Source organism: Sabulicella glaciei (assembly GCF_026183895.1).
GTDB lineage: Bacteria > Pseudomonadota > Alphaproteobacteria > Acetobacterales > Acetobacteraceae > Roseococcus > Roseococcus glaciei.
Genome location: NZ_JAPFQI010000018.1, coordinates 58599 through 80887 on the forward strand (window position 1 = coordinate 58599; position 22289 = coordinate 80887).

A 22289-nucleotide genomic window follows, 5' to 3' on the forward strand; every position below is an offset into this window, starting at 1 on the left:
GCCAACGAGAACCGAACTGTTCGGATGCATAGTTGAGCCTACCTTCGCAGTCCCGAAAGTGTGGCGTCTACAGTGCTCGAAGCGCAGATCATCATAGCAAGACGGCAACTCATGGTTGCGGCGTCTTTGCAGCGGGGGCGGTCCTTCGCCTGCCCGCTGATCCCTGAGCGGATGGCGGCTGAGGGGCTACGAGAGCGCCATTGAGCAGGAGGAGCCGCGCGGGGAATCAGATGCCCATCAAAGGGGGACTTGCTAAACGCGCTTGCCGCTTCCGAGAGCTTGCCGAGGCGCTCGAGCATCTTTGGGTGCGCCCCGTAATGCGGGAGCTTCTGCCGAAGATATCGCTCTAGAATAGCCACTTCGTCGTCCCGCCGGCCGAGCTTCCGCAAAATGATGGCTACTTGCTCGTAGTGAGCCGGAGGAACGCCGTGCCGTTGGTTCTCTGGGTCAGCTTCTACGCGATCGATCAGCTCAAGCCCGAGGCGTAGAGCGTCTTCCAGCCTGCCGTGGCGCTGGAGTTCCTGAACAACACCCAGAGCGTCCCAGACCAGAACGTTTGAGGCATTCTGGACCTCTTGGTTGAGGGCTTCCGCAGAAAGGCGAGGCCCGGTCCGCCGCTTGGGAGTGGCTATGGCATCCGTGGCAGCAGCGGCCGGATCTGTAGGAGCCGGCACCGAAAGGCGCCAACCCCGAGGCCGGGCAGGGACCGGACGCAAGTTTTTGGGTCCTGGATCGGTCACCAAGGACTCAAAGCGAGGGATTCGGATGGGCGTATGAAGGCCGAAGTAGATGGCTTGCGCGAGCCACGCGTCCTCTAGGGCGCCGTGGCGCTTGTTCTCTCGGAAATGGCCGAAATGCGCAGCCACGCTTTCAAGCCCCGCAGACCCCAGCAGGCCCTGAGCCCGCCACCCTGCCATGGTGCAGAACACGGAACGCTCCGGCATTGCGACGCCCGCCAGAGCAAACTCCCGGCGGAGGAAGCGCATGTCGAATGGTGCATTGTGCGCGACGACGAGATCGGCACTTTCAAATAAAGGGAGCAAGTCAGCGAGCTTATCGGCGAAGCGTTGTTGGCGGCTGAGCACCCAGTCATCGTAGCCATGCACCGCAGATGCCTTGGGATGGCACGCGCGCTCCGGATTGAAGACGCAATGGGTGTGCTTCACCGCAATTTGTTCCGGCATATGCCGAGTTTCAGCGAGGATAACGCCTAGGGAAACCACTCTGTCCTCGCAGTGGAGGCCGGTTGTCTCGACGTCCACAAAGAGGATTCGCTCCGGCAAACCCGCGAGCCAGGGTGGCGGTGTTGGGAGAGCAGAAGGGTCGGCTGTGACAGCTGCCTCAAGGGGCCTTGGTGTGCTTCCCTCTGCGTGCGTTGAATGTCCTAGGTCAGCCGGCGCTGTCGACGCAGCCTGCAATGTCCCAGCGACTTCCCGATCTTCGGAGACGTGAGCCGGCTCCCCTCGTCTTTCGATGGAGGCGGAGAGCAGCGAGGCTTGGCCTGGGCTAATAGCCTCGGATGGCCGTCTTGCGAGTATCCGCCCCAGCCAACCGAACACCGCCCCTCCGAGCCTCAAGAGTTCCGAGGCCCGAAGCTAACGCATATCCGAAGCACCAGGAGCGAGAAAATCCGAAGGTAGTGGTTTTGGGGAGCTTTCCTGGTCGCGGCCAAAGCCGCCCTGCTCTGGAGCGCCGGACGCTCTGTTTTGGAGATCTCACTGGAACAGAGCCGCTCTAAGGTAAGCTTGCCAGAAAAGGGAAGCTCATGGTTCAGAAAGGAATGGAAGACGCCCCCAATAGCTTCGACGGCACGCACGTGTCCGTCCGCCGCTACCTCGAGGAAGCTGTTGTCGGGAGACACTGGGAGCACCAACAGGGAATCCTTCTCGACACTGTCGAGGTGCTCACCCCCGGCATTCTTGAAGAAGCCAGAAAACGTGGTGACCCGCAGTCCGCTTATAGCTTGGCGCGGGATGCGACGGAGGTTGTCGCGGATATGGACTATCACCTGCATCCCAGGGATTTTAATTCCAGCAAGCGAATGAGGATGTGGTGGCACTTGCGGGATCACGTGATCCTCGATCCGGCAGGATCGGAGATCAGCGAAATCCAGAGGCGGGATCTTGAGGCCAGCGTCAGCGAATACATGGCCCGACCATGGATGTGGCACGACTATCTGGACTGGTGCGTCATAGACGCGCTCGTGGCCCAGGAGTGGGCGGCGTATCTGCAGTTTGTGCGGGGCCAGCGGTCATTGAGATGGCTGGTCCTGGCTGTAACCGTGGCCCTCTATGGGCTGCCAATCCTGGGCCTGAGCTACCTCTTCTCATCGAATTCCAGCTTCACAATCCCTGCGCTGCTCGCATACGCAGCCCTGGTCATCTGGGGGATCTTCGGGCTGGCCTACCGAACCGTCCTGCGCTTGACGTCGAAGATCTCATCGCCGCGGAACCTCTTGCTCGCCATGCGGGATGCCTACGCATCCCTGGACGGAGCGGTGCTATCTCCATCACGGGTGCGGGACGAATTGCGTCTTGCTGCGGAAAAGGGCGTGGGATGGTCGCAGGTGATCTGGCCCGTCATTGATGCTGCTGTCGCCCGCAATCCGCACGTCTGGCGGGTGGCGCCTCCGCCCGTAAGAGCGGTGTTTCGAAGACGCTCGTAAGTCTGCTCCGCGTTCGCCACCGTCGCCGCACCCACGAGCGCCAGCATGCCCGAAAGCATAGTTTTCGGGCCTCAAGGCTTCGATGCATGGTGCCGCCTGGCGCAGTGCTCAGCTGTCGTTGGCCCTGCGCGGCTCTAGGCGAAGTAGCGTCCTCGCCCCCTCAACGAGCCAGCCCGCGGCCAGGCCAAGGGCAGGGTTGAGAACGAATGCCGTCAAGGCCGCAGCAGCGATCGCCGGGCGGCATTCGGCGCGCGCCTCCATCAGCTTGCGCGACATGGCCAGGTCGGAGCCGGCAAGGATGAGCAAGGCCCCAAGGGCACCTGCAGGGATGGCGCCCAGCAGACGGGCCGCGTCGGCCGCGAAGAACAGGCCGAGGGCGAGCAGGGTCAGGCCGAGCAGCGCGGGCGCCCAGCCGGTGCGCGCCCCGAAGTGGTACTGCGCCACCAGCCCGCCCGCGCCGTGGCACATCGGCAGCGCCCCCAGTGGGGCCAGCAGCGTGTTCGCCGTCCCGGTGACGACGCCGATCCGACGCTCCGCGGCGCGTGCTGCTTCCGCCGGCGGAAACATCTCGCGCGCCAGCAGGGCGGGCAGCAGCACCGCATTGGCGAGGGTAAGCGGCAGCTGCGGCAAGGCGCCCACGACTAGACCGCGCCATGCCTCCTCGAAACCTCCCGGCAGCACGATCTCGGGCAGAGCGAAGGACGGCACAGGCAGCGGCGGAAGCGCACCGCCCGCTGCGAGATCGAGGGCGATCGCGCCGAGCAGGGCCAGTGGCACGGCAGGCAGGCCGGGCACCAACCGCGGAAGGCCAAGGAGAAGGAGCAGCGCGATGCCAGCGGCGAGCGGACCCGTCCAGGCAAGACCAAGCCCGATCCAGGCCATCGTCGCGCCGACGCCGAGCTGCAGGCCAAGCACCGCGGAGCGCGGCACCACGCGCGCCGCCCAGGCAATCGCCCCGGAAAGGGTGAGAGCGAGCAGGATCAGCCCGCCCGCGATCCCGGCCGCCGCCACCTCGCCCGGCGCGAGCCCCCCGGCGATCACCAGGGCGCCCACCGCCTTCATCGGCTGCACGGGCATGGGCAGCCGATAGATCAGACCCGTTGCCAGCAGAAAGGCGCCGAAGCCAACGAGCACGCCGCCGGCTGACATCCCTGCGACCGCAATGGCGCCCAGCAGGATCGGCAGCAGCGTGCCGAGGTCGCCAAAGGCGCCACCGACCTCACCCATGGCAGTGGAGCGCTGCGGCCTCACGCCGCGGCCATCCCGGGCAAGCGCACTCGGTCGCCGCCCTCGCGATGCAGCAGCCCCGCACGCTCCAGCCGGGCCAGCGCCCGGTAGGTCGCCTCGTGGGAAAGGCCAATCTCGGCGGCCAGTGACTTCCACGACTGCCCAAGCCGCCGGGCGCCATCGGGTTCGGGCGGCAGCGCGTGCAGCACGTCGAGTAGCCGGTCGGCGGCATGCGGCAGGGCAAGGCGCTCCGCTCGCGCCCGCTCGGCGACAAGGCGCGCCGCAAGATGCGTAGCGATGCGCCAGCCCAGGCTCGGCTCCGTCTCGGCCGCGCGGCGCAGCCCGGTCGCTGAGTGGATCGTCACGCGGCTTGGCGCGGCGGCGACGGCATCGCAGTGGTGGTGCGTCTCGAACAGGCTCGCCTCGGCAAAGGTGCTGCCCGGGCCAGCGCGGTGGAGGATCAGGCGGCGTCCCTCGGGCGAGGTGCGAACCAGTTCCAGCGTCCCTTCCCGCACGAGGACCAAGCCGAGCGCGGGGTCGCCCGCGCGGAACAGCGCCTCGCCGCGCGCGAGGCTTCGGTCGTGCCCTGGCGGCAGGACTTGGAGGAGATCAGTAGCCATATGACCGCAATCATACGGGCTGCGGCGGGTTTCCGGCTACCCATCCTGCCATGCGAAGATCAGCCATCCTTCCGACCGCTGCCCTGGCTCTCCTCCTGGCCCTGCCTGCCGCCGCCCAGCATCCGGGTCCGCACGCAGGGCAGCACCGTGCCCAGCATGGCCACACGCAGACGGCGCAGCCCTATGCCGGCCTGGACGGGCGGCGCATCAAGGCGCTGTCCGAGGAGGACGTCGCGGGGCTCCTGGCCGGCCGGGGCATGAGCCTTGCCCTCGCGGCCGAGCTGAACGGTTATCCGGGGCCCATGCACGTTCTGGTACATGCGGACGCCTTGGGCCTGACAGGTAGGCAGCGAGCGACGGCGGAGGGACTGCGCGAGCACATGGCAGCGGAGGCGCAGGCTCTGGGCGCACGGATCGTCGCCATGGAGGAGGAGCTGGACCGCCTCTTTGCCGGGGGCGCGGCCGACACGGGACGGCTCGCGGCTCTGACCGCTTCGCTCGGCGCGCTCAATGGCAGGCTCCGTGAGGTTCATCTCGCTACCCACATCGCCATGCGCGATGCGCTCGATCCAGGGCAGCGCGAGGCCTATGCCCGGCTCCGCGGATACGCCGGCATGCGGTGAGGACGGGTCGCACCCTCTCGCAGGCCACGCGCCCATCCTGCATCCCAGTATTTCTGTCGGATGGACCGTTCACGCATGGCATGCCCGAAACTGTAGTTCTCGGGCAATGTTGCGAGGGCGGGGATCGGGGGCAAGCGCTTCGGCCTCACTGGCGGCATGGTCGCGGTCGCCTTTGCTCAGTTCTCCGGCCAGAAATCAGCGCGGCAGAGGGCGCCCCCAACTTGACGTGATATATGCGCAAACCTTGTCGTCACCGGCACGAAACACCTGAACTTCGCCGAACAGCATCCTTCCGCTCTCCTTGATGAGACGTGCCTCGGCTTCCAGAGGTCCTGGCTCGCATCAGTGTAGGAATGCTGCATTGAGAGCCGTGGTCAGGAGCGCGCCCCTGAGTCCGGGAAGTGAGTAAAGCGCCGTCCACATGGCCATGTCAGCGAACCCCATGATGGCTGGGCCCGAAACGATGCCGCCTGAACGCAGCAGCTGGAGACTTGCGGGCAACGCGAGGCGCGGCACCTGCCCCGGCCCGAAGGACGCGGATCCCCCAGGCGTCCGCCAGCGGCAGCCTTAAACGAAGGATCTTTTCATACTCGGACGGCTTCATTCGGTTTTCCGCTCAGTGGCCGGCTGCCTCGAGTGACCGCACTGAGCAGTACGCCTCGCGCCAGGGTCCCGACATGTTGCGTTGCAGTATCGAGCTGCCGCAGCTATGGAGGAAAGCAAGTGCCGCCTCTGCTGGCTACGACATCTTTCGCTCCATTTCCTGGATCAGCGCTCGTGCTTCGTCTCCTTCAGGGATGGGACGCCCGCTGTCGCGCCACTCGATGGCGGCCTTGAAGCCTTCCGCCTGCGCGAACCGCCGGAACCACAGCCCCTCGGGGTTATGCCGCGTGATGCCGTCGAAGACGGTCGCCATCATCTGCGACTGCTCGAGGCCCATCGCCAGCATCACTTGGTTCACGACCATCTTGTGCATGGCGAGGTGACTGCGCGGCACGCCGGCGATCCGGCTCGCGAGCTTCCGGGCCGCCTCGTCCAGTTCAGCTGCGGGGACGACGACATTGGCCAAGCCCCATTCGCCTGCTGTCCGGCCATCGATGACGTCGCCGGTGAACATGAGTTGCTTGGCGCGCGTCGGTCCCAGGCGGTAGGTCCACATCGCGGTGGTCGGGCAGCCCCAGACGCGCGTCGGCATGTAGCCGATGCGTGCATCCTCGGCCATCACCAGCAGGTCGCAGCACAGGGCGATGTCGGTGCCGCCGGCCACCGCCGCGCCATGCACCTTGGCAATGGTGGGCTTGCTGCACCGCCAGAGGCTCATGAAGTCCTCTGTGAAGCGCTTCATCAAGGCGTAGTCGACCATCGGATCCCAAGGATGGGCTTCCTGTTGCGACGGGCGCCCGGCACGGCTCTCAGCGCTGGCGACGAGATCATAGCCACCGCAGAAGCCCTTGCCCGAACCTTCAACGATGACGACGTGGACCTCATCGTCTGCTTCAGCCCATTCAACTGCCAGCCTGATCTCGCGCGGCATGTCGCGGGTGATGGCGTTCAGCCGCTCCGGCCGGTTGAGGAGCAGCCGCGCGATCCGCGGCTGCTCCTTGTCATGTTCGATCCGAAGAGTGCTGAGACTGAGCATCGGGCTTGGCCTTGTTTCTGGGGGTTTAGGCGTGAGTTTGGTCGCGCATCGGTCTTTCATCCGAACGTGATGCAGCCTTTCGCCAGCAGTCCATGCTGACGATCAGTGTTGCCACGGAGGGGCGCGCTTCTGACGGAAGGTCGCGAGGCCCTCCCGGGCCTCGCGCGCCGTGGCGAGATTGCAAACATCCTCGACCGCACTGGCGATGCTGCGCCGATAGTCCAGGTCATTGGCGCGCATGAAAGCAGCGCGTCCGAGGCGCATGGCCGTGGGCGGCTTTGCGGGGAATTCGGCCGCGAGCGCCTTGGCCTCTCTGGCCAATGCAGCGTCGGGAACCAAGCGACTGACGAGCCCCATCTCGGCTGACGCCGTCGAGGTAAAGCTGCGACCCGTGAAGAGCAGTTCGAAGGCGCGATGACGACCGACAATACGCGGCAGATGCGCAAAGTGGATCGCGGGAATGAGACCCAATTCTATTTCTGGGTAGCCGAAACTGGCGCCTTCCGAGGCGATTATGACGTCGCATGAGATGGCGAGCGTCATGCCACCACCTCGTGCTGCGCCGTTCACGGCAGCGATGGTGGGTTTGCCCATTCCGCACTGCACACCGGCGAGGCCGACATAAAGACGCTCCAGAAAGCGTCGCGCCTCCAACCCGTCCTTGCCGGTCAGGATATCGAGGTCGAGCCCAGCCGAGAAGCGGGAAGGCAGCGCACTCGTCAGGATGACGGCTCTAACAGCGCTGTCAGCGCCGGCACGCCCAAAAGCAGAAAGGACGGCTTCCAGGAACTCAACGCTCAGCGCATTGACCGGGCCGCGTGCCAGGGTGATCTCGGCGATGCCATTGCTGCTCTCGTAGCGGACGCCTTCCCCCATGCGGGCTTCTCCACTTCTGTGACTCATCAGGCCGACTTTGTCCGGGGGGTCCGAGCCTAAGAACAGGAGGACGCTCCGGCGCGCCAAAGCCACAAGCAAGTACGAACATCCTCTCCCAGTACTTTTTTCGCCGGTCTTGTTGCACCGCACCTGGAACTTCGGCGACAAGGGTGCATGGTGGGTCCTTTTCATCCAGAGCACAAAAACATAGTTCATCTACCTTCTAGATGATGTCGTTATGGGTGGCTCATGGATCTGCGAGGCCTGCGGCAATTCATTGCCGTCGTCGAGAACGGCTCTTTCACCGCCGCGGCCGAGAAGCTGCGTATTGCTCAGCCTGCGCTGAGTCAGCAGCTACGCAAGCTGGAATTGGAACTGGGTTGCCAGCTGCTTCAGCGATTGCCCCGTGGCGTGATGCCTACGCCCGAAGGGCAGCGTCTGCTTGGTCATGCGCGCGACCTCCTCGCACGCGCCGCTGCAGTCCGGGATGAGCTGCGCGGCGAGGCTGCCGCCCCAATTGGAGATGTGACGCTGCACCTCCCGCAGTCCGTCGCCGGCCTGCTTACGGTTCCCCTGTTGAGCGCCGTGCTGAAGGAGTTTCCTCAGGTGCGGCTGCGGGTGGTCGAGAGCATGACCGGATACATCCCTGATTGGCTCCGGAATGGGCGGATCGACCTTGGGATGCTCTTCCACGCCGAGGCTGGGCGCGGCTTGTCGCTGAGCCGTCTGCTTGAGGAACAACTCTTCTTGGTCGGTCCAGCCGATGCCGCCCCGGAAGCTGGCTTTCTGGGCGTAGATGGAAACGGGACCGTACCCTTCGCGACACTGGCCAAGCTCCCGATGATCCTGCCGGGGGTACCACACGGCCTTCGCGAGCTAATTGACCAGATGGCGCGTCGGCACGGCATGAAGCTTCAGGCGGTCGCTGAGGTCGACGCGTTGGCGCAGCTGACGGAGGCTGTCGCCGCTGGCCTCGGATGGACGATCCTGTCCTTCACCGCAATTCGCGAAGCGCTCAGGGCTGGAAGGGTGCAGGCATGGCGGATCGACAGACCGGCGATCTCACGCTCGGTGTATCTTGGCCGAGCCGCAGACAGACCAGGTACCCGGGCGGTGATAGCCGTCGAGCGCCTCCTCCGGCAGGTCATGACCAGAATCGTACAGGACGGCGGATGGCCTGCGGTCTTGGCACCCGCTCGCTGTCCGGAAACTGTAATTTTCAGGCAGGCGCAGCGGCTGGACTTGGGATCCGGCTCAAAGTGACGCTTGTCATGGAGGTCATTTGTCCTTGGGCGCAGTCTCAGCGATTTCCACCGCTTCGCCGCGTCGGGATGCCACATCAATCTTCAAGCGCTGATGGAGCCTCGTTCGTATGGCAGTCTCAGCCCGGCACACCAGCGGCCCTCAGAGCCGCAATGTAGCGTTGCCGGATCTCGTCGTTCCGAAGAGGAGGTAAGACCGTTTCAAGATCCCGCTCTTGCGGCGCTATGTTCAGCAGGGCAGCCGCAGCCTCGCGGGCCTCCGCCTCCCGACCGGACAGCATGAGCGCCCCAATCAATGTGCGTCGTCCTGCAAGCCAAGTTGGCACATGACGCACCGAACGATCGGCCCAATGCACAGCGGCGTCGAAATCGCCTGCAGCGAGATAGGCCAGCGCAACGCCGGACAGCATGGGGCCTTCTTCGGGATCGTGCGGGCTGAGACGGATAGCCCGCTCGAAGAGCTGGATCGCCTTCTCGGGCTGGCAGTCATAAATATAGACCCAGGCACAGCTCAAGAGGACCTGGGCTGAACCGCTGTTCCGTGCGAGAGCCCGCTCGACGGCCGCGACGCCGGTTGGATAGTCCTGGGCGAAACGAACGATCGTCACGGCCGCGGCCCGTAGGACCCCCGGATCATCCGGCTCAAGTTTAAGGGCGTCCCTCGCCCAAGCCACTCCTTCGGCCAGTTCCTCAGGATTAGACCAGCCCTGCGCATGGCGGATCAAACGATGGCCCGCGCTGTAGGCCTTAGCCAGTGCGAGACCAGGGTCGAGTTCGACCGCTTGGCGGAACAGCGAAAGCGCCGCGTCGCTGTCCTCGCGCGTCAGACGATAAGCTCGGCTCAGGCCGCGCAGGTAGAGGTCGTAGGCATCGAGGTTTTCGGTGGGCTTGGCGGCGGACCGCCTGATCTCGGCGGCCTGAAGGCTTGGCTCCACCGCACCTGCCACGGCCTCGGCCACCTGGTCCTGGAGGGCGAAGATGTCGTCGAATGTGCCCTCGAACCGGTCGACCCAGACATGGTGCCCCGTCTCGGTTTCGGTGAGCTGGGCTGTGATGCGGACGCGTCCGCCAGCCTTGCGGACGCTGCCCTCAAGCACGTAGCGAACGCCAAGCTCCCGGCCGACCTGACGCACGTCCACCGCGCGCCCCTTGTAGGTGAAGGCGGAACTCCGGGCGATGACGAAGAACCAACGGACCCGGCTTAGCGCCGTCGTCAACTCCTCCGTGATGCCATCGGCGAAGTATTCCTGCTCTAGGTCACCGCTGAGGTTCGCGAATGGCAGGATGACGAGGGAAGCACGACCTGGCTGAGTTGCATGCTCGTTGAGCGGCCGAGCATCAGGAAGGATCCCCCGGCCGGCGCCCTCAGCCTCCGTCTCGTCATTTGCTGTTACCTCGGCTTCGAGCAGGTAACCCCGCTTCGGCATGGTGCGGAGCAGGCGCCCATTGTCTCGAAGGGCCTGGCGGATCTCGGCGATGCAGCCTGTGACATTCTCTTCGGCCACGAACACCCCGGGCCATACGGCGGCGAGCAGCTCCTCGCGCGTGACCAGTTGGCCTGCGTTCGCAAGGAGGTGCCGAAGCACGTCGAAGGTCTTCGGCCGCAGGGCAATCTCCCCGCCGGAGCCGTCGATCAGCGCTCCGCGCCGCGGGTCGAGGGTGAAGCCCGCGAAGCGGAAGGCGGCAGCGCTCCTCGCTTCATCCATGGCCGGTTCTCCCGGACATCGTTCAAAAGTCTATGCATAGAAGAGGAGGGGTCGCAGCAAGATTCCATATCGTTTCAATAAGACTTCCACGTCCTTCACAGGACCTGCGGCGGGCCGCCAAGGCACCTTTGGGCCACCGATGCAGAACGGCTTGGCGGCAGTGCCCAGATGGTCTGGGAAGCCGAACGAGCCAGCAGGGAGGCTTACGATGTCCTACGCAGCTCCGACCTCAGCCTTTCAAATCCCACTCGCCAAGCTAACCAGCCGGCAGGGAGGACGCTCGACAGGGCTCTACCTCCGTCTGATTGCGTGGCTTCAAACCTTTAAGCTGCTCGGGGAGCGGGACGAACTCGCCCATGCGAGCGACCGGATGCTTTCCGACATAGGGTTGCGGCCAGACGCTCATCGATATGCCGACGAGCTGCTCATGCAGAAGGATGTCGTGCGGGGGGTGCTCTATCTTTGAAGGAGTGGAGCATTCCCTTTGCACAGGACCCTACTTTGCCCGTGCATTCAGCAATGCGGACCCAACGAGACGATCGCCAGCCCTGCCCGAAAACATTAGTTTTCGGGCACTGACATGGCGGGGTGCCTCGAACGGCTTGAAGATTGTTTGATCTTTCGTCCGTCAGAAGCTTCTGCCGCAAGCCAAGGTGGGGAACCAACTCGACCTCCTTCGCGCCATCGACGTTATGTGCTGGCAGGGTTTCTTGGCTCCCTCCTGCGGCCGGCCCGTCACGGAGTGGAGAGCAGAATGCAAAGCGTCGTGGCTGGGCCTGTAGGCCGAGAGGGCGAAAGTGGGATTGAGCAATGGGGTGCCACACTACTCCGTCTCACGATGGTTCTCATTTTCCTGAGCTTTGGCATGCAGAAGTTCACCGCCTACGAGGCGGCCGCGATCGAGCCGTTCCTTGTCCACTTCCCACTGCTGCGCTGGCTTCATGATCTGCTCGGGCGGCAGGGGGCGTCCAACCTGATCGGCAGCGTCGAGCTGCTGGCTGGCCTTGGCTTGGCCGTGGGTTTCTTCGCGCGCGGCTCGCTTCCCTCGCTCTTGGGCGCAGCCATCTCGGTTGTCACCTATCTCGTGACACTCAGCTTCCTCCTGACCACGCCAGGGGTGATCGTGTGGCAGGAGGGCTTGCCTCTCTCCTCGCCCTATCCCGGGCAGTTCCTGATGAAGGACATGGTTCTTCTGGCTGCTTCCGTTTTTCTGCTCGGGCAGGCCCTTTCCGCGCGTCGGGACATGCTGAGACGGGAAAGCTGAAGAGTGCAGTTCCGCTCGAAGGTCGGGTGGGCCGCGTGGTCCGGGCGCGAAGTGGGGATAGCACCTCCTCACATCTCATGCCTGTGGCTCTTGACCACCGCGTGAAAGCACAGCGCGGCTCAGGCGGACTTGCCCAGGCCGTCAGACTTTTGCATCCCATATGCATTCAGCCAGTGACCCGCGCACCCGGCGGGCTGTCCACCACCGAGTAGGGCACTCCACGATGATGCTTATGCGCCACACCCTGCTTACCTCCATGGGGCCCGGTGCCTTGGGGCCCGAGTATGCTGCCCGGCCGAGCCGCATCAGCCTTGGCCGGGCTTGGCCCTGCCGCTGCGGCTTGGTGCTGCTAGCCGGGCTATTGGGCGCCCTCGGGACGCCGGCGGAGGCGAAGGCCCAGATGGGCGGCTCTGCGCAGCCGGGGTCCCGCACCGCCGCCGACTATCGGCCGGGCACGCCGCCCGCCCCCTCCCGCGCGCCGGGGGTTGCGAATGTCGGCCCACCCGAGGCGGCGCTGCTCCCGGGCGCGGCAGCGCTTCAGGACCGTCTCGAGGACCAAGGGTGGATGGTCCGCGGCCAGGCGACCTTCATCCTCCAAGGGCACCCTGCCTTTCGCTCGCCTTATCGCGGGCCGGGCAGCCTCTCGCCGGCCGCCAATGCGCGCAACACCTTCTCGGCCGACCTGGTCCTCGGCCGGCGGCTCTGGCAGGGGGCCGAATTCATCGTGAACGCCTCGGTGACGCGCGGCTTCGGGGTGTCGAACTCCACCGGCATCGCGGCCTTTCCGAACAACGAGGCGTTCCGCCTCGGCACGACCGAGCCCTACATCTACACACCGCGCATCTTGTTCCGGCAGACCATCGGCCTGTCGTCCGACACCGTGCCGAATGACGACGACCCGCTGCGCTTCAGCACGCCCCTGCCGCGCGAGCGCATCACCATCACGGCCGGCAAGATGAGCGTGTGGGACATCTTCGACGACAACCGCTACGCCCACGACCCGCGCACCCAGTTCCTCAACTGGGCGCACGTCGGCGGGGCCGCCTTCGACTACGCCGCCGACGCGCGCGGCTGGACCCCCGGCGTCGCGGTGGAATGGGAGAACGGAAGCTGGGGCGTGCGCGTCGGCGCCTTCCAGGTGGCGCGGCGGGTCAACGGCCTGTTCATGGACCCCGCCCTCACGCGGGCCTGGCAGGTGCTGGGCCAGATCGACCGCTTCTACCAGATCAACGGCCGCCCTGGCGCGCTTCGCCTGACCTATGGCGCCTCGCGCGCTCGGCAGAGCACCTGGGGCGAGATCTTCCGCAACGGCTTCGACGCGTTCGAGCAGAACCCCGCCGGCTACCGGCTCAAAAACAATCTCAGCCTGGGCTGGGAGCAGGAGGTGACGGACGATCTGGGCGTCTTCGCCCGCCTGTCGTGGAATGACGGGCGGACCCAGAACTGGATGTTCACCGAGATGGATCGCGCCGTCTCGGGCGGGGCCTCGCTGCGCGGGCTGCGCTGGAACCGGCCGGAGGACACGGTGGGGCTGGCAGCGAATGTGGGCTGGATTTCCGACGGGCGGCGTCAGTACCTCGAGCAGGGCGGAATCGGCTTCATCACCGGGGACGGGCGGCTGAACTACCGGCCCGAGATCGTCACGGAAGCCTATTACGACGCGCGCGTGGCGCCCGGGGTCAACATCGCCGCCAATTACCAGTTCGTGGCGAACCCGGCTTACAACGCCGACCGTGGACCCGTGCACCTTTTCGCACTCCGCTTGCGTGTGGGCTTCTGACGCAGGAGACGACCACGTGGTCCTCGAATCGGTGAATGCAGGCGCGAACCTTGGCGCGGCCGTCGCGGAGTTTCATCTGATGCGGCTTGAGAGCGCCGACATTGAGGACAGCGCCCGGGTGGAGGTGGCATGAACCGTCGGGCCACGTGGAGGGTGCCGCTCCTTCTCTGCCTCGTCATGTCCGCGCTGACGGGCTGCGCTCCCAGCCCGGTCCGGGACGCCTGCGACGCTGCGGCCCAGTCGGACAACCCCGAGGCCGCGGCCGTCTGCTGGGCGGCGCGGGGCTCGTCCTGGCGATCCTCGTCCCCCGCAGCCCGGGGGCAGCGCGGCATCATCGGCCTGCGCTGAGCACGTTCGCACAGCCCCTCAGCAACGGCCGGCGGATCACCCCCCGCAAGGGATCACCCAATCCTCACAGCCACCCCCGACGCTTGAGCCAGACATACGGAACGACGGTCGAGGCGACCATGAGCAGCAGGGCAAAGGGATATCCAAAGGTCCAGTGCAATTCCGGCATGTTGTCGAAGTTCATGCCATAGACCGTCCCCACCAGCGTCGGCGGCAGAAACAGGACGGCCGCAATCGAGAACACCTTGATGATCTCGTTCTGCTCGATATCGATCATTCCCAAGGTGGCCTCCAGCAAGAACGACACAGAGGCGGATTGCTGCGCGCTGTGCTCGCTTAGGGAACGGATATCGCGCTCGATTTCCACCAGCCTCGCCAGATGCTCCAGCGCCAATCCCTTTCCGGGATCGGATTGACGGAAAAAGCCCACAAGCCGGCTGACGGTGAGCAGGCTCTGGCGCAACTTCGCCTCGAGCGCACCGACGCGCCCGATCTTCCGCAGCACCGCCTTCAGGTTCGGTGGCCCTCCAGCGGAAGGGCTCGGTCGCCATGCGGCGGGCTTCAAAGACGCCTGCTCGACGTCGCCATTCTGGAAGAGGGCGGCGGAGAGTTCGTCCAGCGTGGTGTCACCCGTCTCGAGAATGTCTGCCACTCGAGCCACCACGGTTTCGAGCAGGGATAGAAGAATGAGTTCGCTGGTTCCACATTGGCCGGGCTGCATGGCGCAGTGCGCCGCGAACTTGCGGAAGGGCGACGGATCCGCATAGCGGATGGTGACGAGGTGGCGTCGCGTGAGCACGAAGGTGACATCGGCCGAGACGGGAGGGCGGCTTCCGGAGGCGCCCGTGACGATGACGGCTGTCATGTAGAGGGCCTCGCCATCTTTATACAGCCGGGCCGTTTCCTCAATCTCTGCCATCTCGGAGCGAGACGGAACGTCGACCCCTGCGATCTGCTCAGCCAAGGTTTCTTCTTCGGGTGTTGGGGCGTGCAGGTCGATCCACACGACATTCTGGGTTGCGACGTCGCTCTGCTGAAGCCCGTCCTCCCCGGGTGCAAAGAACTTGATCATGGCGTATTCAACCGCGCTTTCCGCCTGCTGTTGCGTGCCCAGAACAACGCGAGGTGTGGAAGGTGCACCAGAGAAGGCGGCCAGGAGAGGCCGTCTAAGTCGAAGAGAGGGCTGAAAGCCAGGTCTGCTTTCTCTTGAAATCCGCCCGAAAACATTAGTTTTCGGGCAGAATCGCCGGTGTTAGTTTTCCGGGATGCCGCGACGCCTGAAAACCCCTGCCCGAAAAGCATCCGCCCAAACCGCCCGCGCGGAGGTGGGCACCCCCGCCCTGTTCGAAGGTCTGCCCGAGGGGCCGCGCCTCGTTGGCTATGCCCGAGTGTCCACAAGTGAACAAACGGCCGAGCTGCAGCGCCAGGCGCTGGCCGAAGCCGGCGCCGCGGTGGTTCATGTGGACGAGGGCGTCAGCGGATCGGTCATGCGGTGGCCCGGCCTGGAGGCGGCGCTGGCCGCGCTCCGGGCCGGCGACACGCTGGGGGTGTGGAAGCTCGATCGGCTCGGCCGCTCCACCGTGGGCGTGCTCCAGCTGCTTCGGGACCTGGATGAGCGGAAGATCCACTTCCGCAGCCTCACGGAGGGCTTCGACACACGCACCCCGGCCGGCCGGGCGCTCATGCAAATGGTGGCGGTCTTCGCGGAACTGGAGCGCAGCACCATTCGCGAGCGCGTCATGGCCGGCCTCGATGCGGCCAAGCGCAATGGGCGGATGCTGGGGCGCCGGCCCGCCTTGAAGGCGGCGCAGCGCGATCACGCCCGCGAGCTGCTCGCCGACGGCCGCAGCCAGGCCGAGGTGGCGCGGATCCTCGGCGCCGGCCGGTCCACCGTGCAGCGCCTGGTGGATGGTTCCTCCCCGAGCCGCTTCGAGCGTGCCGTTGGAATGGCGGACACCGGCATGAGGACAGACGAGATCATGAGCATGCTGCGGCCCGACGACTGAGGGCTTCGGTGTGGCGGCCGGTGTCGCATCAGCCGCACCATCTCCAGCAGGGTGCTGCCACGCTCCGAGGCGTGACCTTCGAATTGCCCCCACGCCTCCGACGCCGCTAAGATCACGACGCGCCGAGAGGAGGAGGGGGCTGAATGACCGCGTACAACCAGCACCATCCCCGCGGACCCGTCTCAGCCCTGCGACAGATCGTCGCAGGGCTGGCCCGGCGGCCCACCTGACCTTTCGATAGGCCGCCCCAAGGACCTGCCCTGACGACGCAACCGTGTGCGGCAATCGCCGTGCCCGGACCGCCTCGTCTTGCTCACCGCTCCGCGGCGCCACGCCCGGAGTCAGACTCGCAGGTCTCCCATGTCCTCCCCCACCCGCGCTCTCCTCGACGAGGCGCGCTCGCTCGGCGGCATCGCCGCCGCGGTCTCGTCCACGATGCTCGCCCAGCTCGCGCTCTCGGTCGTCGAGACCCTCGTTGTCTCGCGCCTGGGCGCTCCTGCCCTCGCGGGCGTTGCCCTTGCCGCCGGTCTCGAACTCCTCGTCTTCCTCCTTTGCCTTGGGGTCGTCACCGCCCTCATCCCGCTCGTCTCGACCGCCCTTGGGCGCGGCGACCTCGCGGCCGCGCGCGCGAGCACCGGTGCTGGTTTCCTCGTCGCCCTCGCCACCTCGCTTCCGGCCGCGCTGGTCCTCCTGCTCCTGCGCGCGCCAATCGCGGCCCTCGCCGAGCCGGGGCTCGCGGCAGAGAGCGCTGCGGCCTACCTCACCGGTTCCGCGGTCGGCCTGCCGGCCTGGGTGCTCTTCGTCGCGTTCCGCTCGGTCGCGGTCGCGGCCGGGGCGAGCCGGACCACCGTGCTCGCCATGACCCTCGTCGTGCCCCTGCATGCCGCTCTCTGCCTCGGGCTCACGCTTGGTGGGCCAGGCCTGCTGGCGCTCGGCGCTTTCGGGGCAGGGGTCGCCCGTGCGCTCGCGGGCGGCTTGGCGCTTGCCTTCGTCGCATTCGCCCTACGGCGCAGCCCGCACGGATCGTGTCGGGCCGTCCTGAGGCCACTCTCCCGCCCCACCGGGGCAGCGATCCATGACCTCCTCCGGCTTGGCGTGCCCTTCGCCGCCCGCATCCTCCTCCGGGAGGGTGTAATGCCCGCGGCGGCCTTCCTCGTCGCACCGCACGGCACGGCCGCCGTCGCCGCGCATGCCCTCGCGTCCAGGCTCGTCGACCTCCTCGGGATCACAAGCTTCGGCTTGAGTTCGGCCGCAACGGTGCGGGTTGCGCGGGCGGTCGGCCTGGGTGACGGGGCCGCGGTTGCGCGCGCTGCCTGGGTCTCGCTCGGGCTCGCGCTCCTCGTCGGCCTCGCCACCGGTCTGCCCCTCGCCTTCCTGCCCGGGACGGTCGCCTCACTCCTCCTCGGTGACGACACGCCCGAGGACCTCGCGGCGCTGGCCTCGCTCCTCCCCCTCGCGGCCCTCCTGCTCCTCCTGGAGGGCGTGCTGTCTGCGGTGGGCGGCGCCCTCAGCGGGTTCCGGGATGCGCGCGCCCCGTTCGTCATCGTCGCCGTCGGCAGCTGGGCCGTCGGCCTGCCATTGGGCTACCTCCTCACCGCTGCTACCGCGCGACCGGCCGATGGGCTCTGGTGCGGGATGGCGATCGGCGCCGTTCTGACGGCAGCCCTCTACCTCGCCCGCCTTCTACGGCACCTCTCCACGCACCGGACGCGCGCCGGATGACCTCCACCTTCTGGAGCACGGCGTCGCGGCGTGACGCGGGATCATTCCTTCAGGACCTCCAGCGACCCATCGGCCCGCCGGCGTACCAGCCGGCCCTGCGCGTCGCGGCCTGTGGCACCAGGCCGCTCACCCAGCGCGGCATAGAAGGCGCGGGTCTCCGCGCTTGGGTTGCGGAAGCTCTCGCGCATTCGGGTCAGCGCCTCGGCCCGCTCCGCCTCGGTGGGGCGGTCAAAGGGCACGCGACCGTCCGAGGCGTTCGGATCGTGGCCATCGGGCTGGGTCTTCATGGCGGCGGTCCTGCTCGGCTGCTGCGCTATCATACAGGGGTTCGAGGCGATGGAGGCCGGAAGTGGCGCAAGGCGATCCGCGGCCCGCAGTGGTGATCGATCCTGGGATCCTGGGCGGGCGCGAGCCCGTGCTGCGGGGCACGCGCGTGCCGGCGCGCGATGTCGCGGCCGCGGTGCGGCGCGGCCTGCCGATGGAGGAGATCCTGCAGGACTATCCGAGCCTGACCGCCGAGATGGTCGAAGAGGCCGTGCGCTATGTCGAGGCGGAGCCGCTGCGCGATCGGCCACAAGCGCCCTCGGCCGCCATCCCTGCGGGTGCGAGACTGGTGCGCCGCGGATTTGTGCCGCACGGCCGAGACGACGACTGATTGGCATGGACGGCAGGAAGGAGCCCATGGACCTCCACGAACACGCGACGGACGAGCAGATCGCGCGCTTCGAGGCAGCGGCCGCCGAACTCCTGGAACGAGCGGGCGGCGCCCTTTCGCTTGCCCAAGCGGCCAAGGACCTGAAGCTGAGCCCAGAGGCCCTTCTTGAGCAGATCCGGCACGGCGCCGCGCTCGGGATAAAGACCCTGCAAGGCACGATCCTGGTGCCCACCGTCCAGTTCGCCGCGGAGGATGGCCGCATCACGCTTCTCGAGGGCCTGGCCCACGCGGTTCGGCTCTTCGTGCGATCGAAGCGAGGGGGATGGGCCGCCCTCCAATGGCTGATCGCAGAGAACGAGAGCCTGGGGACCACTCCCCTTCAGGCTTTGCGTGAGCGTCGGTTCGAGGAAGTGGAGGCGACGGCCCGGCACTTTGTTGGCGACGACGAAGCCTGAAGCGGGCTCTCACAGTTCGACGACGAGATCCGGCCGGAAGCCGGGATTGGTGTCATGCCCCACGTATCCGCGCGGATTGGCGACCAGGCGCGTGCGGCCGATGCGGAAGTCCTGGCTCGTGTGGATGTGGCCGAAGATCCAGACGTCGGGCTGCAGCTCCTCGATCAGCCCGTCGAGCTTCGACGCATAGGCCACGATGAACGGATCCCCGATCCGGTGCGGCGGCACGGCGCGTGCCGAGGGCGCGTGGTGGGTCATCACCACCGTCTTGCCCGGGAAAGGCGCGGAAAGCCGCTCTCGCAGCCAACGCACCGACTGCTCGTGCAGCTGCGCCGCATCCTTGGGCCGAAAGCGCCGATAGGCATCGCTCGCGACCCGGATCGCGTGGAAGTCGTTGATCCGGCGGCGGTGCCGGTCACCGACGCAGATGTTCGCCAGGCGCCGCACCTCATCCAGGGCGGCCTGTGGCTCCTCGTGGCCGGTGAGCGACAGGCGGAAGTCGGCCCACAGCGTGCAGCCTAGCACGCGCAGCTTGTCGCCCATCCGCCACTCCTCGCGCTCCAGGACCGTGAGGCGCTTCTGCGGGGTCAGCGCCTGGAGCTTCGGCACCATGGTGTCGATCTTGCCGTGGTAAAATTCGTGGTTGCCGCAGACCGCGACCACGGGTCGGCCAAAGGCGACCTCGGCATCGTCCCAGGGGCACAGACGCCCCTTGGTGAAGGTGTCGCCCGCGAGCAGCGTCACGTCGGCTTCCAGGGTCGGCGGCTCGAAGCCTCCGAACTCGCAGTGAAGGTCGGAGAGGATGTGCAGGCGCATCAGAAGGAAACTTCAGCCATGGCCCTCTTCGCCGCGGCGACAACGGCCCCGGGATCTCGCCCGATCACCTCGAGCGGGGTCGCCCAGTCATTGAACTCCGCATTGTTCCCTGTGAGCCAAGCGGCAAGTCGCCAACTCTCCAGTCGGCCCCGCATCGCCAGCAAAAGGGGCCGGCGTTCCGGCCGGGGCTGCCCGTTGGGGCCGAGCTGAAACAGCGGATACAGACGTTGGCCGCCCTGCAGGATGGCGGAGACGCGGCCCACCTCCTCCCAGCCCTGCACCACCCCAGCCGCGTCGGGAGAGGCGACGCCAGCGTGCCGGACGAACTCCGACGCCGGCAGCGAGGGATGCTCCTTGAGCCACTCCCGGCGGTACTCATCCCAGCGTGCTGACACGGCCGCGCGCCGGCGAGCCTCGGCCTTGGCGTCGTCATCGTCGTCGCTCATGGCGCCAGGATACTTGCAACCCGAGCGCGGTTCATGTTCTTTTTTTGTTCCAGCAAGCCTTGGAGCATCGCGCGTGCGGAGGGTCGGGCGTTTCGTCGTGCTCGTGGACCGGCAGGGCATCCGCCATGCCCTGTCCGCCACGGCCGTCGTGGCGATCTGCGAGACCGAGGACGGCTCGACCATCCTGCTGCTGCCGGGCGGCCGGCACATCGTGACGGAGATCGCCCTCGACGAGCTGGCGATGGCGCTGAGCACGCCCGCCTATCTCGCACCCCGGGAAGGAAATGTCTGATGGCTTGGTCACGCTGGTTCGGCGACAAGAAGCGGGCGCGGCGGCTCAAGGTCCCGGGCAGCGGCCGATGAGCGGAGACAGCCCCGACAAACTGCGTCGCATGAGTGGTCCCGGCCTGCGGACCTTTCTCGCCATCGCCGATCGGTGGCGGCTCACCGAAGCCCAGCGCCTCGCCAGCCTCGGCCGACCGCTGCGTTTCAGGCCTTGGCCACAGCCGCTCGGCAAGGGGATCCGCTCACCCTCGAGGTGGACATGCTTTTTCGGGTCGGCATCGTGCTGAACATCCACAAGGCGCTGCGCGTCCTCCATGGCAGTGAGCAGGAGGCCCTCGCCTGGCTCGCCACGCCGCACCAAGCGGCGCCATTCAGGGGCCAGGCTCCGATGGACCTCGTGACCTCAGGGAGCCAGGACATCTGGTGAGGGTGCTGCGCTTTCTGCAGGCGGCGCAGACCGGCCTGTACATGGCGCCGATCGAGGCGATCGACCGTCATTTCGTGCCCTATCGAGACGAAGATCTCAAGGAACAGAAAAGGCCTCCCATGACCCCCTCTGACCCGCCTTCCGATCTCGTGACCCTCGTCCAAACGATGGTCGCGGAGTCGGGCGATCCTGCGGGCTTCGACGCCGCGGCCTGGCTGGCGAACTGGATGCAGCGGCCGGTGCCCGCCCTGGGCAATCGGACGCCGCTCAGCTTCATGGGAACCGAGGAGGGCCGGGACCTCGTGAAGCAGATCCTCCTGCGAATGCAGAGCGGGGCGTACTCGTGAGCCGCGACGAGCTGCCGCTGCTGCCCCTGGCGGCGAGCTTGCATCTGGCCGATCGCCACTTCTTCAGCCTGTCGTGCCGGGGCTGCCAGCGAATGGTGGACATGGGCGTTCGCCGCGCCGTGCGACTGGCCAATGGACAGCGCACGGAAGACTGGCTGGCTCGGCTGCGCTGCATCGAGTGCGGCAGCCGGGGCGCGTCGATCCAGTTTCGGGCCGACACTCGAAACGCGGAGGCCATCGCGCGCGACGGGCCGCTGCCCGTCTGTCAGGAGGAGTGAGGCGGGAGCATCAACGCCGGGGTTGCTTTGCAACTCGATCACCCATACGTTATTATCAAGGCCTGAAATCAGGATATACCTGCAGTCCGATGGGACCGCGCCCTTCGAGGAACGCCTGCTTGAGCAAGAGGCCCGCGCGGCGGCCCGCATCGATACGGCGCTCGAGACGCTGGAGCGGGGTTTACGGCCGGATGTCCGTCCGGTGGGCGAGGGCGTGCACGAGGCCCGCATCGACTATGGGCCGGGCTACCGGGTGTACTTCGCGCCCGATGGGGAGGCGCTCGTGATCCTGCTGCTCTGCGGCGACAAGCGGACGCAGCCAGAGGACATCGAGACCTCCAAAGGGCTGTGGAAGGACTACAAACAGCGGCGGGCGGCGCCTCCGCGGGACTCCAAGAAGTCGAGGGGTGGGCAGGCGCAGGCGCCGCAGCCCGTCAGCAAGCGCAGAGGAGAGTGAGATGGCCCTGACGAAGAGCTACCACGACGCTGTCATCGACCGCGCCCGCCGGGATCCGGCGTTCCGAGCGGCCCTGCTGGAAGAGGCGGCGCAGAACCTCCTCGACGGGGAGCTTGAGATCGCTCGCAGCCAGCTGCGCAAATGCGCTCATGCCCTGGCGACGTTCGACGTCCTGGCCGCGACCACCAACATCCCGAAGCCCAGCCTGATGCGCATGCTCGGACCCTCCGGCAATCCGCGGGCCGAGAACCTCCTGGCCATCCTGCGGGCCTTGCAGAGCCACGCCGGCGTCGCCCTCCAGGTCTCCAGCCGACAGCTCGAGCCGGCCGCCTGACTGCCCCCAACGACGTCCTTCGTGGTGTCGTCCCCGCAGATCACAGGCTTC

27 protein-coding genes are annotated in these 22289 nt (G+C 66.6%); 17 read left to right on the top strand and 10 right to left on the bottom strand.

The genetic code is table 11. From position 1 onward, the window contains the following. Window positions 1-38 precede the first annotated feature (38 nt). Entirely contained in the window at window positions 39-1559 is a 1521-nt protein-coding gene (locus OF850_RS18280; protein WP_368044702.1) for an exonuclease domain-containing protein, read from the bottom strand. A gap of 221 nt (window positions 1560-1780) precedes the next feature. On the opposite strand from OF850_RS18280, the gene OF850_RS18285 reads away from it, so the two are divergent. Then, window positions 1781-2665: a hypothetical protein gene (locus tag OF850_RS18285; protein ID WP_301591788.1), complete on the top strand. Its 885-nt coding sequence runs from the start codon at window positions 1781-1783 to the stop codon at window positions 2663-2665. A gap of 108 nt (window positions 2666-2773) precedes the next feature. Here the strand turns inward: OF850_RS18285 and OF850_RS18290 are convergent, their stop codons facing one another. Beyond that, window positions 2774-3916, bottom strand: coding sequence for a putative sulfate/molybdate transporter (locus tag OF850_RS18290; protein ID WP_301591789.1), 1143 nt, complete (start codon window positions 3914-3916; stop codon window positions 2774-2776). Next, on the bottom strand, window positions 3913-4512 hold the full coding sequence (locus OF850_RS18295; RefSeq protein ID WP_301591790.1) for a Crp/Fnr family transcriptional regulator: 600 nt from the start codon (window positions 4510-4512) through the stop codon (window positions 3913-3915). Before OF850_RS18295 ends, OF850_RS18290 begins: the two co-directional genes overlap by 4 nt. Before the next feature lie 50 nt (window positions 4513-4562). Here OF850_RS18295 and OF850_RS18300 point away from each other — a divergent pair, with 50 nt between their 5' ends. Beyond that, entirely contained in the window at window positions 4563-5135 is a 573-nt protein-coding gene (locus OF850_RS18300) for a Spy/CpxP family protein refolding chaperone (protein WP_301591791.1), read from the top strand. Window positions 5136-5874: 739 nt separating this feature from the next. On the opposite strand, the gene OF850_RS18305 is transcribed toward OF850_RS18300, so the two are convergent. Beyond that, window positions 5875-6774, bottom strand: a complete 900-nt coding sequence (locus OF850_RS18305) for a crotonase/enoyl-CoA hydratase family protein (RefSeq protein WP_301591792.1) — start codon at window positions 6772-6774, stop codon at window positions 5875-5877. Between the two features lie 102 nt (window positions 6775-6876). Next, window positions 6877-7650 (bottom strand): enoyl-CoA hydratase/isomerase family protein, encoded by a 774-nt coding sequence (locus OF850_RS18310; RefSeq protein WP_301591793.1) that lies wholly within the window; start codon window positions 7648-7650, stop codon window positions 6877-6879. Window positions 7651-7899: 249 nt separating this feature from the next. On the opposite strand from OF850_RS18310, the gene OF850_RS18315 reads away from it, so the two are divergent. Further along, window positions 7900-8913 (top strand): LysR family transcriptional regulator, encoded by a 1014-nt coding sequence (locus OF850_RS18315; RefSeq protein ID WP_301591794.1) that lies wholly within the window; start codon window positions 7900-7902, stop codon window positions 8911-8913. Window positions 8914-9031: 118 nt separating this feature from the next. On the opposite strand, the gene OF850_RS18320 is transcribed toward OF850_RS18315, so the two are convergent. After that, the gene (locus OF850_RS18320; RefSeq protein WP_301591795.1) at window positions 9032-10618 is read right to left on the bottom strand and encodes a winged helix-turn-helix domain-containing protein; all 1587 of its coding nucleotides are present in this window, start codon (window positions 10616-10618) and stop codon (window positions 9032-9034) included. Between the two features lie 208 nt (window positions 10619-10826). On the opposite strand from OF850_RS18320, the gene OF850_RS18325 reads away from it, so the two are divergent. From OF850_RS18325 to OF850_RS18340, 4 genes are all read left to right on the top strand, one after another. After that, the gene (locus OF850_RS18325) at window positions 10827-11084 is read left to right on the top strand and encodes a hypothetical protein (RefSeq protein ID WP_301591796.1); all 258 of its coding nucleotides are present in this window, start codon (window positions 10827-10829) and stop codon (window positions 11082-11084) included. 288 nt (window positions 11085-11372) lie between these two features. Next, complete coding sequence (locus tag OF850_RS18330; protein WP_301591797.1) at window positions 11373-11882, top strand: DUF417 family protein; 510 nt, start codon at window positions 11373-11375, stop codon at window positions 11880-11882. Window positions 11883-12105: 223 nt separating this feature from the next. Further along, window positions 12106-13662, top strand: a complete 1557-nt coding sequence (locus tag OF850_RS18335) for a carbohydrate porin (RefSeq protein WP_301591798.1) — start codon at window positions 12106-12108, stop codon at window positions 13660-13662. 129 nt (window positions 13663-13791) lie between these two features. Next, complete coding sequence (locus tag OF850_RS18340) at window positions 13792-14010, top strand: hypothetical protein (RefSeq protein ID WP_301591799.1); 219 nt, start codon at window positions 13792-13794, stop codon at window positions 14008-14010. A 64-nt stretch (window positions 14011-14074) separates the two neighbouring features. Here OF850_RS18340 and OF850_RS18345 read toward each other — a convergent pair whose 3' ends face one another. Continuing rightward, window positions 14075-15082: a magnesium transporter CorA family protein gene (locus OF850_RS18345; RefSeq protein ID WP_301591800.1), complete on the bottom strand. Its 1008-nt coding sequence runs from the start codon at window positions 15080-15082 to the stop codon at window positions 14075-14077. A gap of 193 nt (window positions 15083-15275) precedes the next feature. Here OF850_RS18345 and OF850_RS18350 point away from each other — a divergent pair, with 193 nt between their 5' ends. After that, on the top strand, window positions 15276-16016 hold the full coding sequence (locus OF850_RS18350) for a recombinase family protein (RefSeq protein ID WP_301591801.1): 741 nt from the start codon (window positions 15276-15278) through the stop codon (window positions 16014-16016). A 360-nt stretch (window positions 16017-16376) separates the two neighbouring features. After that, on the top strand, window positions 16377-17738 hold the full coding sequence (locus OF850_RS18355) for an MATE family efflux transporter (RefSeq protein WP_301591802.1): 1362 nt from the start codon (window positions 16377-16379) through the stop codon (window positions 17736-17738). A gap of 41 nt (window positions 17739-17779) precedes the next feature. On the opposite strand, the gene OF850_RS18360 is transcribed toward OF850_RS18355, so the two are convergent. Then, window positions 17780-18025, bottom strand: coding sequence for a hypothetical protein (locus OF850_RS18360; RefSeq protein ID WP_301591803.1), 246 nt, complete (start codon window positions 18023-18025; stop codon window positions 17780-17782). A gap of 62 nt (window positions 18026-18087) precedes the next feature. Between OF850_RS18360 and OF850_RS18365 the strand changes: the two genes are divergently transcribed. Together OF850_RS18365 and OF850_RS18370 are read left to right on the top strand one after the other, a co-directional pair. Further along, window positions 18088-18393 (top strand): DUF433 domain-containing protein, encoded by a 306-nt coding sequence (locus tag OF850_RS18365; protein WP_301591804.1) that lies wholly within the window; start codon window positions 18088-18090, stop codon window positions 18391-18393. A gap of 5 nt (window positions 18394-18398) precedes the next feature. Further along, on the top strand, window positions 18399-18848 hold the full coding sequence (locus OF850_RS18370; RefSeq protein ID WP_301591805.1) for a hypothetical protein: 450 nt from the start codon (window positions 18399-18401) through the stop codon (window positions 18846-18848). A gap of 9 nt (window positions 18849-18857) precedes the next feature. Here the strand turns inward: OF850_RS18370 and OF850_RS18375 are convergent, their stop codons facing one another. Next, entirely contained in the window at window positions 18858-19664 is an 807-nt protein-coding gene (locus OF850_RS18375; RefSeq protein WP_301591806.1) for a metallophosphoesterase, read from the bottom strand. Beyond that, on the bottom strand, window positions 19664-20110 hold the full coding sequence (locus OF850_RS18380) for a hypothetical protein (RefSeq protein WP_301591807.1): 447 nt from the start codon (window positions 20108-20110) through the stop codon (window positions 19664-19666). The genes OF850_RS18375 and OF850_RS18380 overlap by 1 nt, the downstream gene beginning before the upstream one ends. 73 nt (window positions 20111-20183) lie before the next feature. Here OF850_RS18380 and OF850_RS18385 point away from each other — a divergent pair, with 73 nt between their 5' ends. The 6 genes from OF850_RS18385 (at window position 20184) to OF850_RS18410 (ending at window position 22238) form a co-directional block, all read left to right on the top strand. Then, on the top strand, window positions 20184-20402 hold the full coding sequence (locus OF850_RS18385) for a hypothetical protein (RefSeq protein ID WP_301591808.1): 219 nt from the start codon (window positions 20184-20186) through the stop codon (window positions 20400-20402). 252 nt (window positions 20403-20654) lie between these two features. Beyond that, window positions 20655-20822, top strand: coding sequence for an antitoxin Xre/MbcA/ParS toxin-binding domain-containing protein (locus OF850_RS18390; protein ID WP_301591824.1), 168 nt, complete (start codon window positions 20655-20657; stop codon window positions 20820-20822). After that, window positions 20819-21169 (top strand): MbcA/ParS/Xre antitoxin family protein, encoded by a 351-nt coding sequence (locus OF850_RS18395; RefSeq protein ID WP_301591809.1) that lies wholly within the window; start codon window positions 20819-20821, stop codon window positions 21167-21169. Before OF850_RS18390 ends, OF850_RS18395 begins: the two co-directional genes overlap by 4 nt. Continuing rightward, window positions 21166-21447, top strand: coding sequence for a hypothetical protein (locus OF850_RS18400; RefSeq protein WP_301591810.1), 282 nt, complete (start codon window positions 21166-21168; stop codon window positions 21445-21447). Before OF850_RS18395 ends, OF850_RS18400 begins: the two co-directional genes overlap by 4 nt. 22 nt (window positions 21448-21469) lie before the next feature. After that, window positions 21470-21904, top strand: coding sequence for a type II toxin-antitoxin system RelE/ParE family toxin (locus OF850_RS18405; protein WP_301591811.1), 435 nt, complete (start codon window positions 21470-21472; stop codon window positions 21902-21904). A 1-nt stretch (window position 21905) separates the two neighbouring features. Continuing rightward, window positions 21906-22238 carry a helix-turn-helix domain-containing transcriptional regulator gene (locus tag OF850_RS18410; RefSeq protein ID WP_301591812.1) on the top strand — a complete coding sequence of 111 codons (333 nt, stop codon included), beginning with the start codon at window positions 21906-21908 and terminating at the stop codon, window positions 22236-22238. Window positions 22239-22289 lie beyond the last annotated feature (51 nt).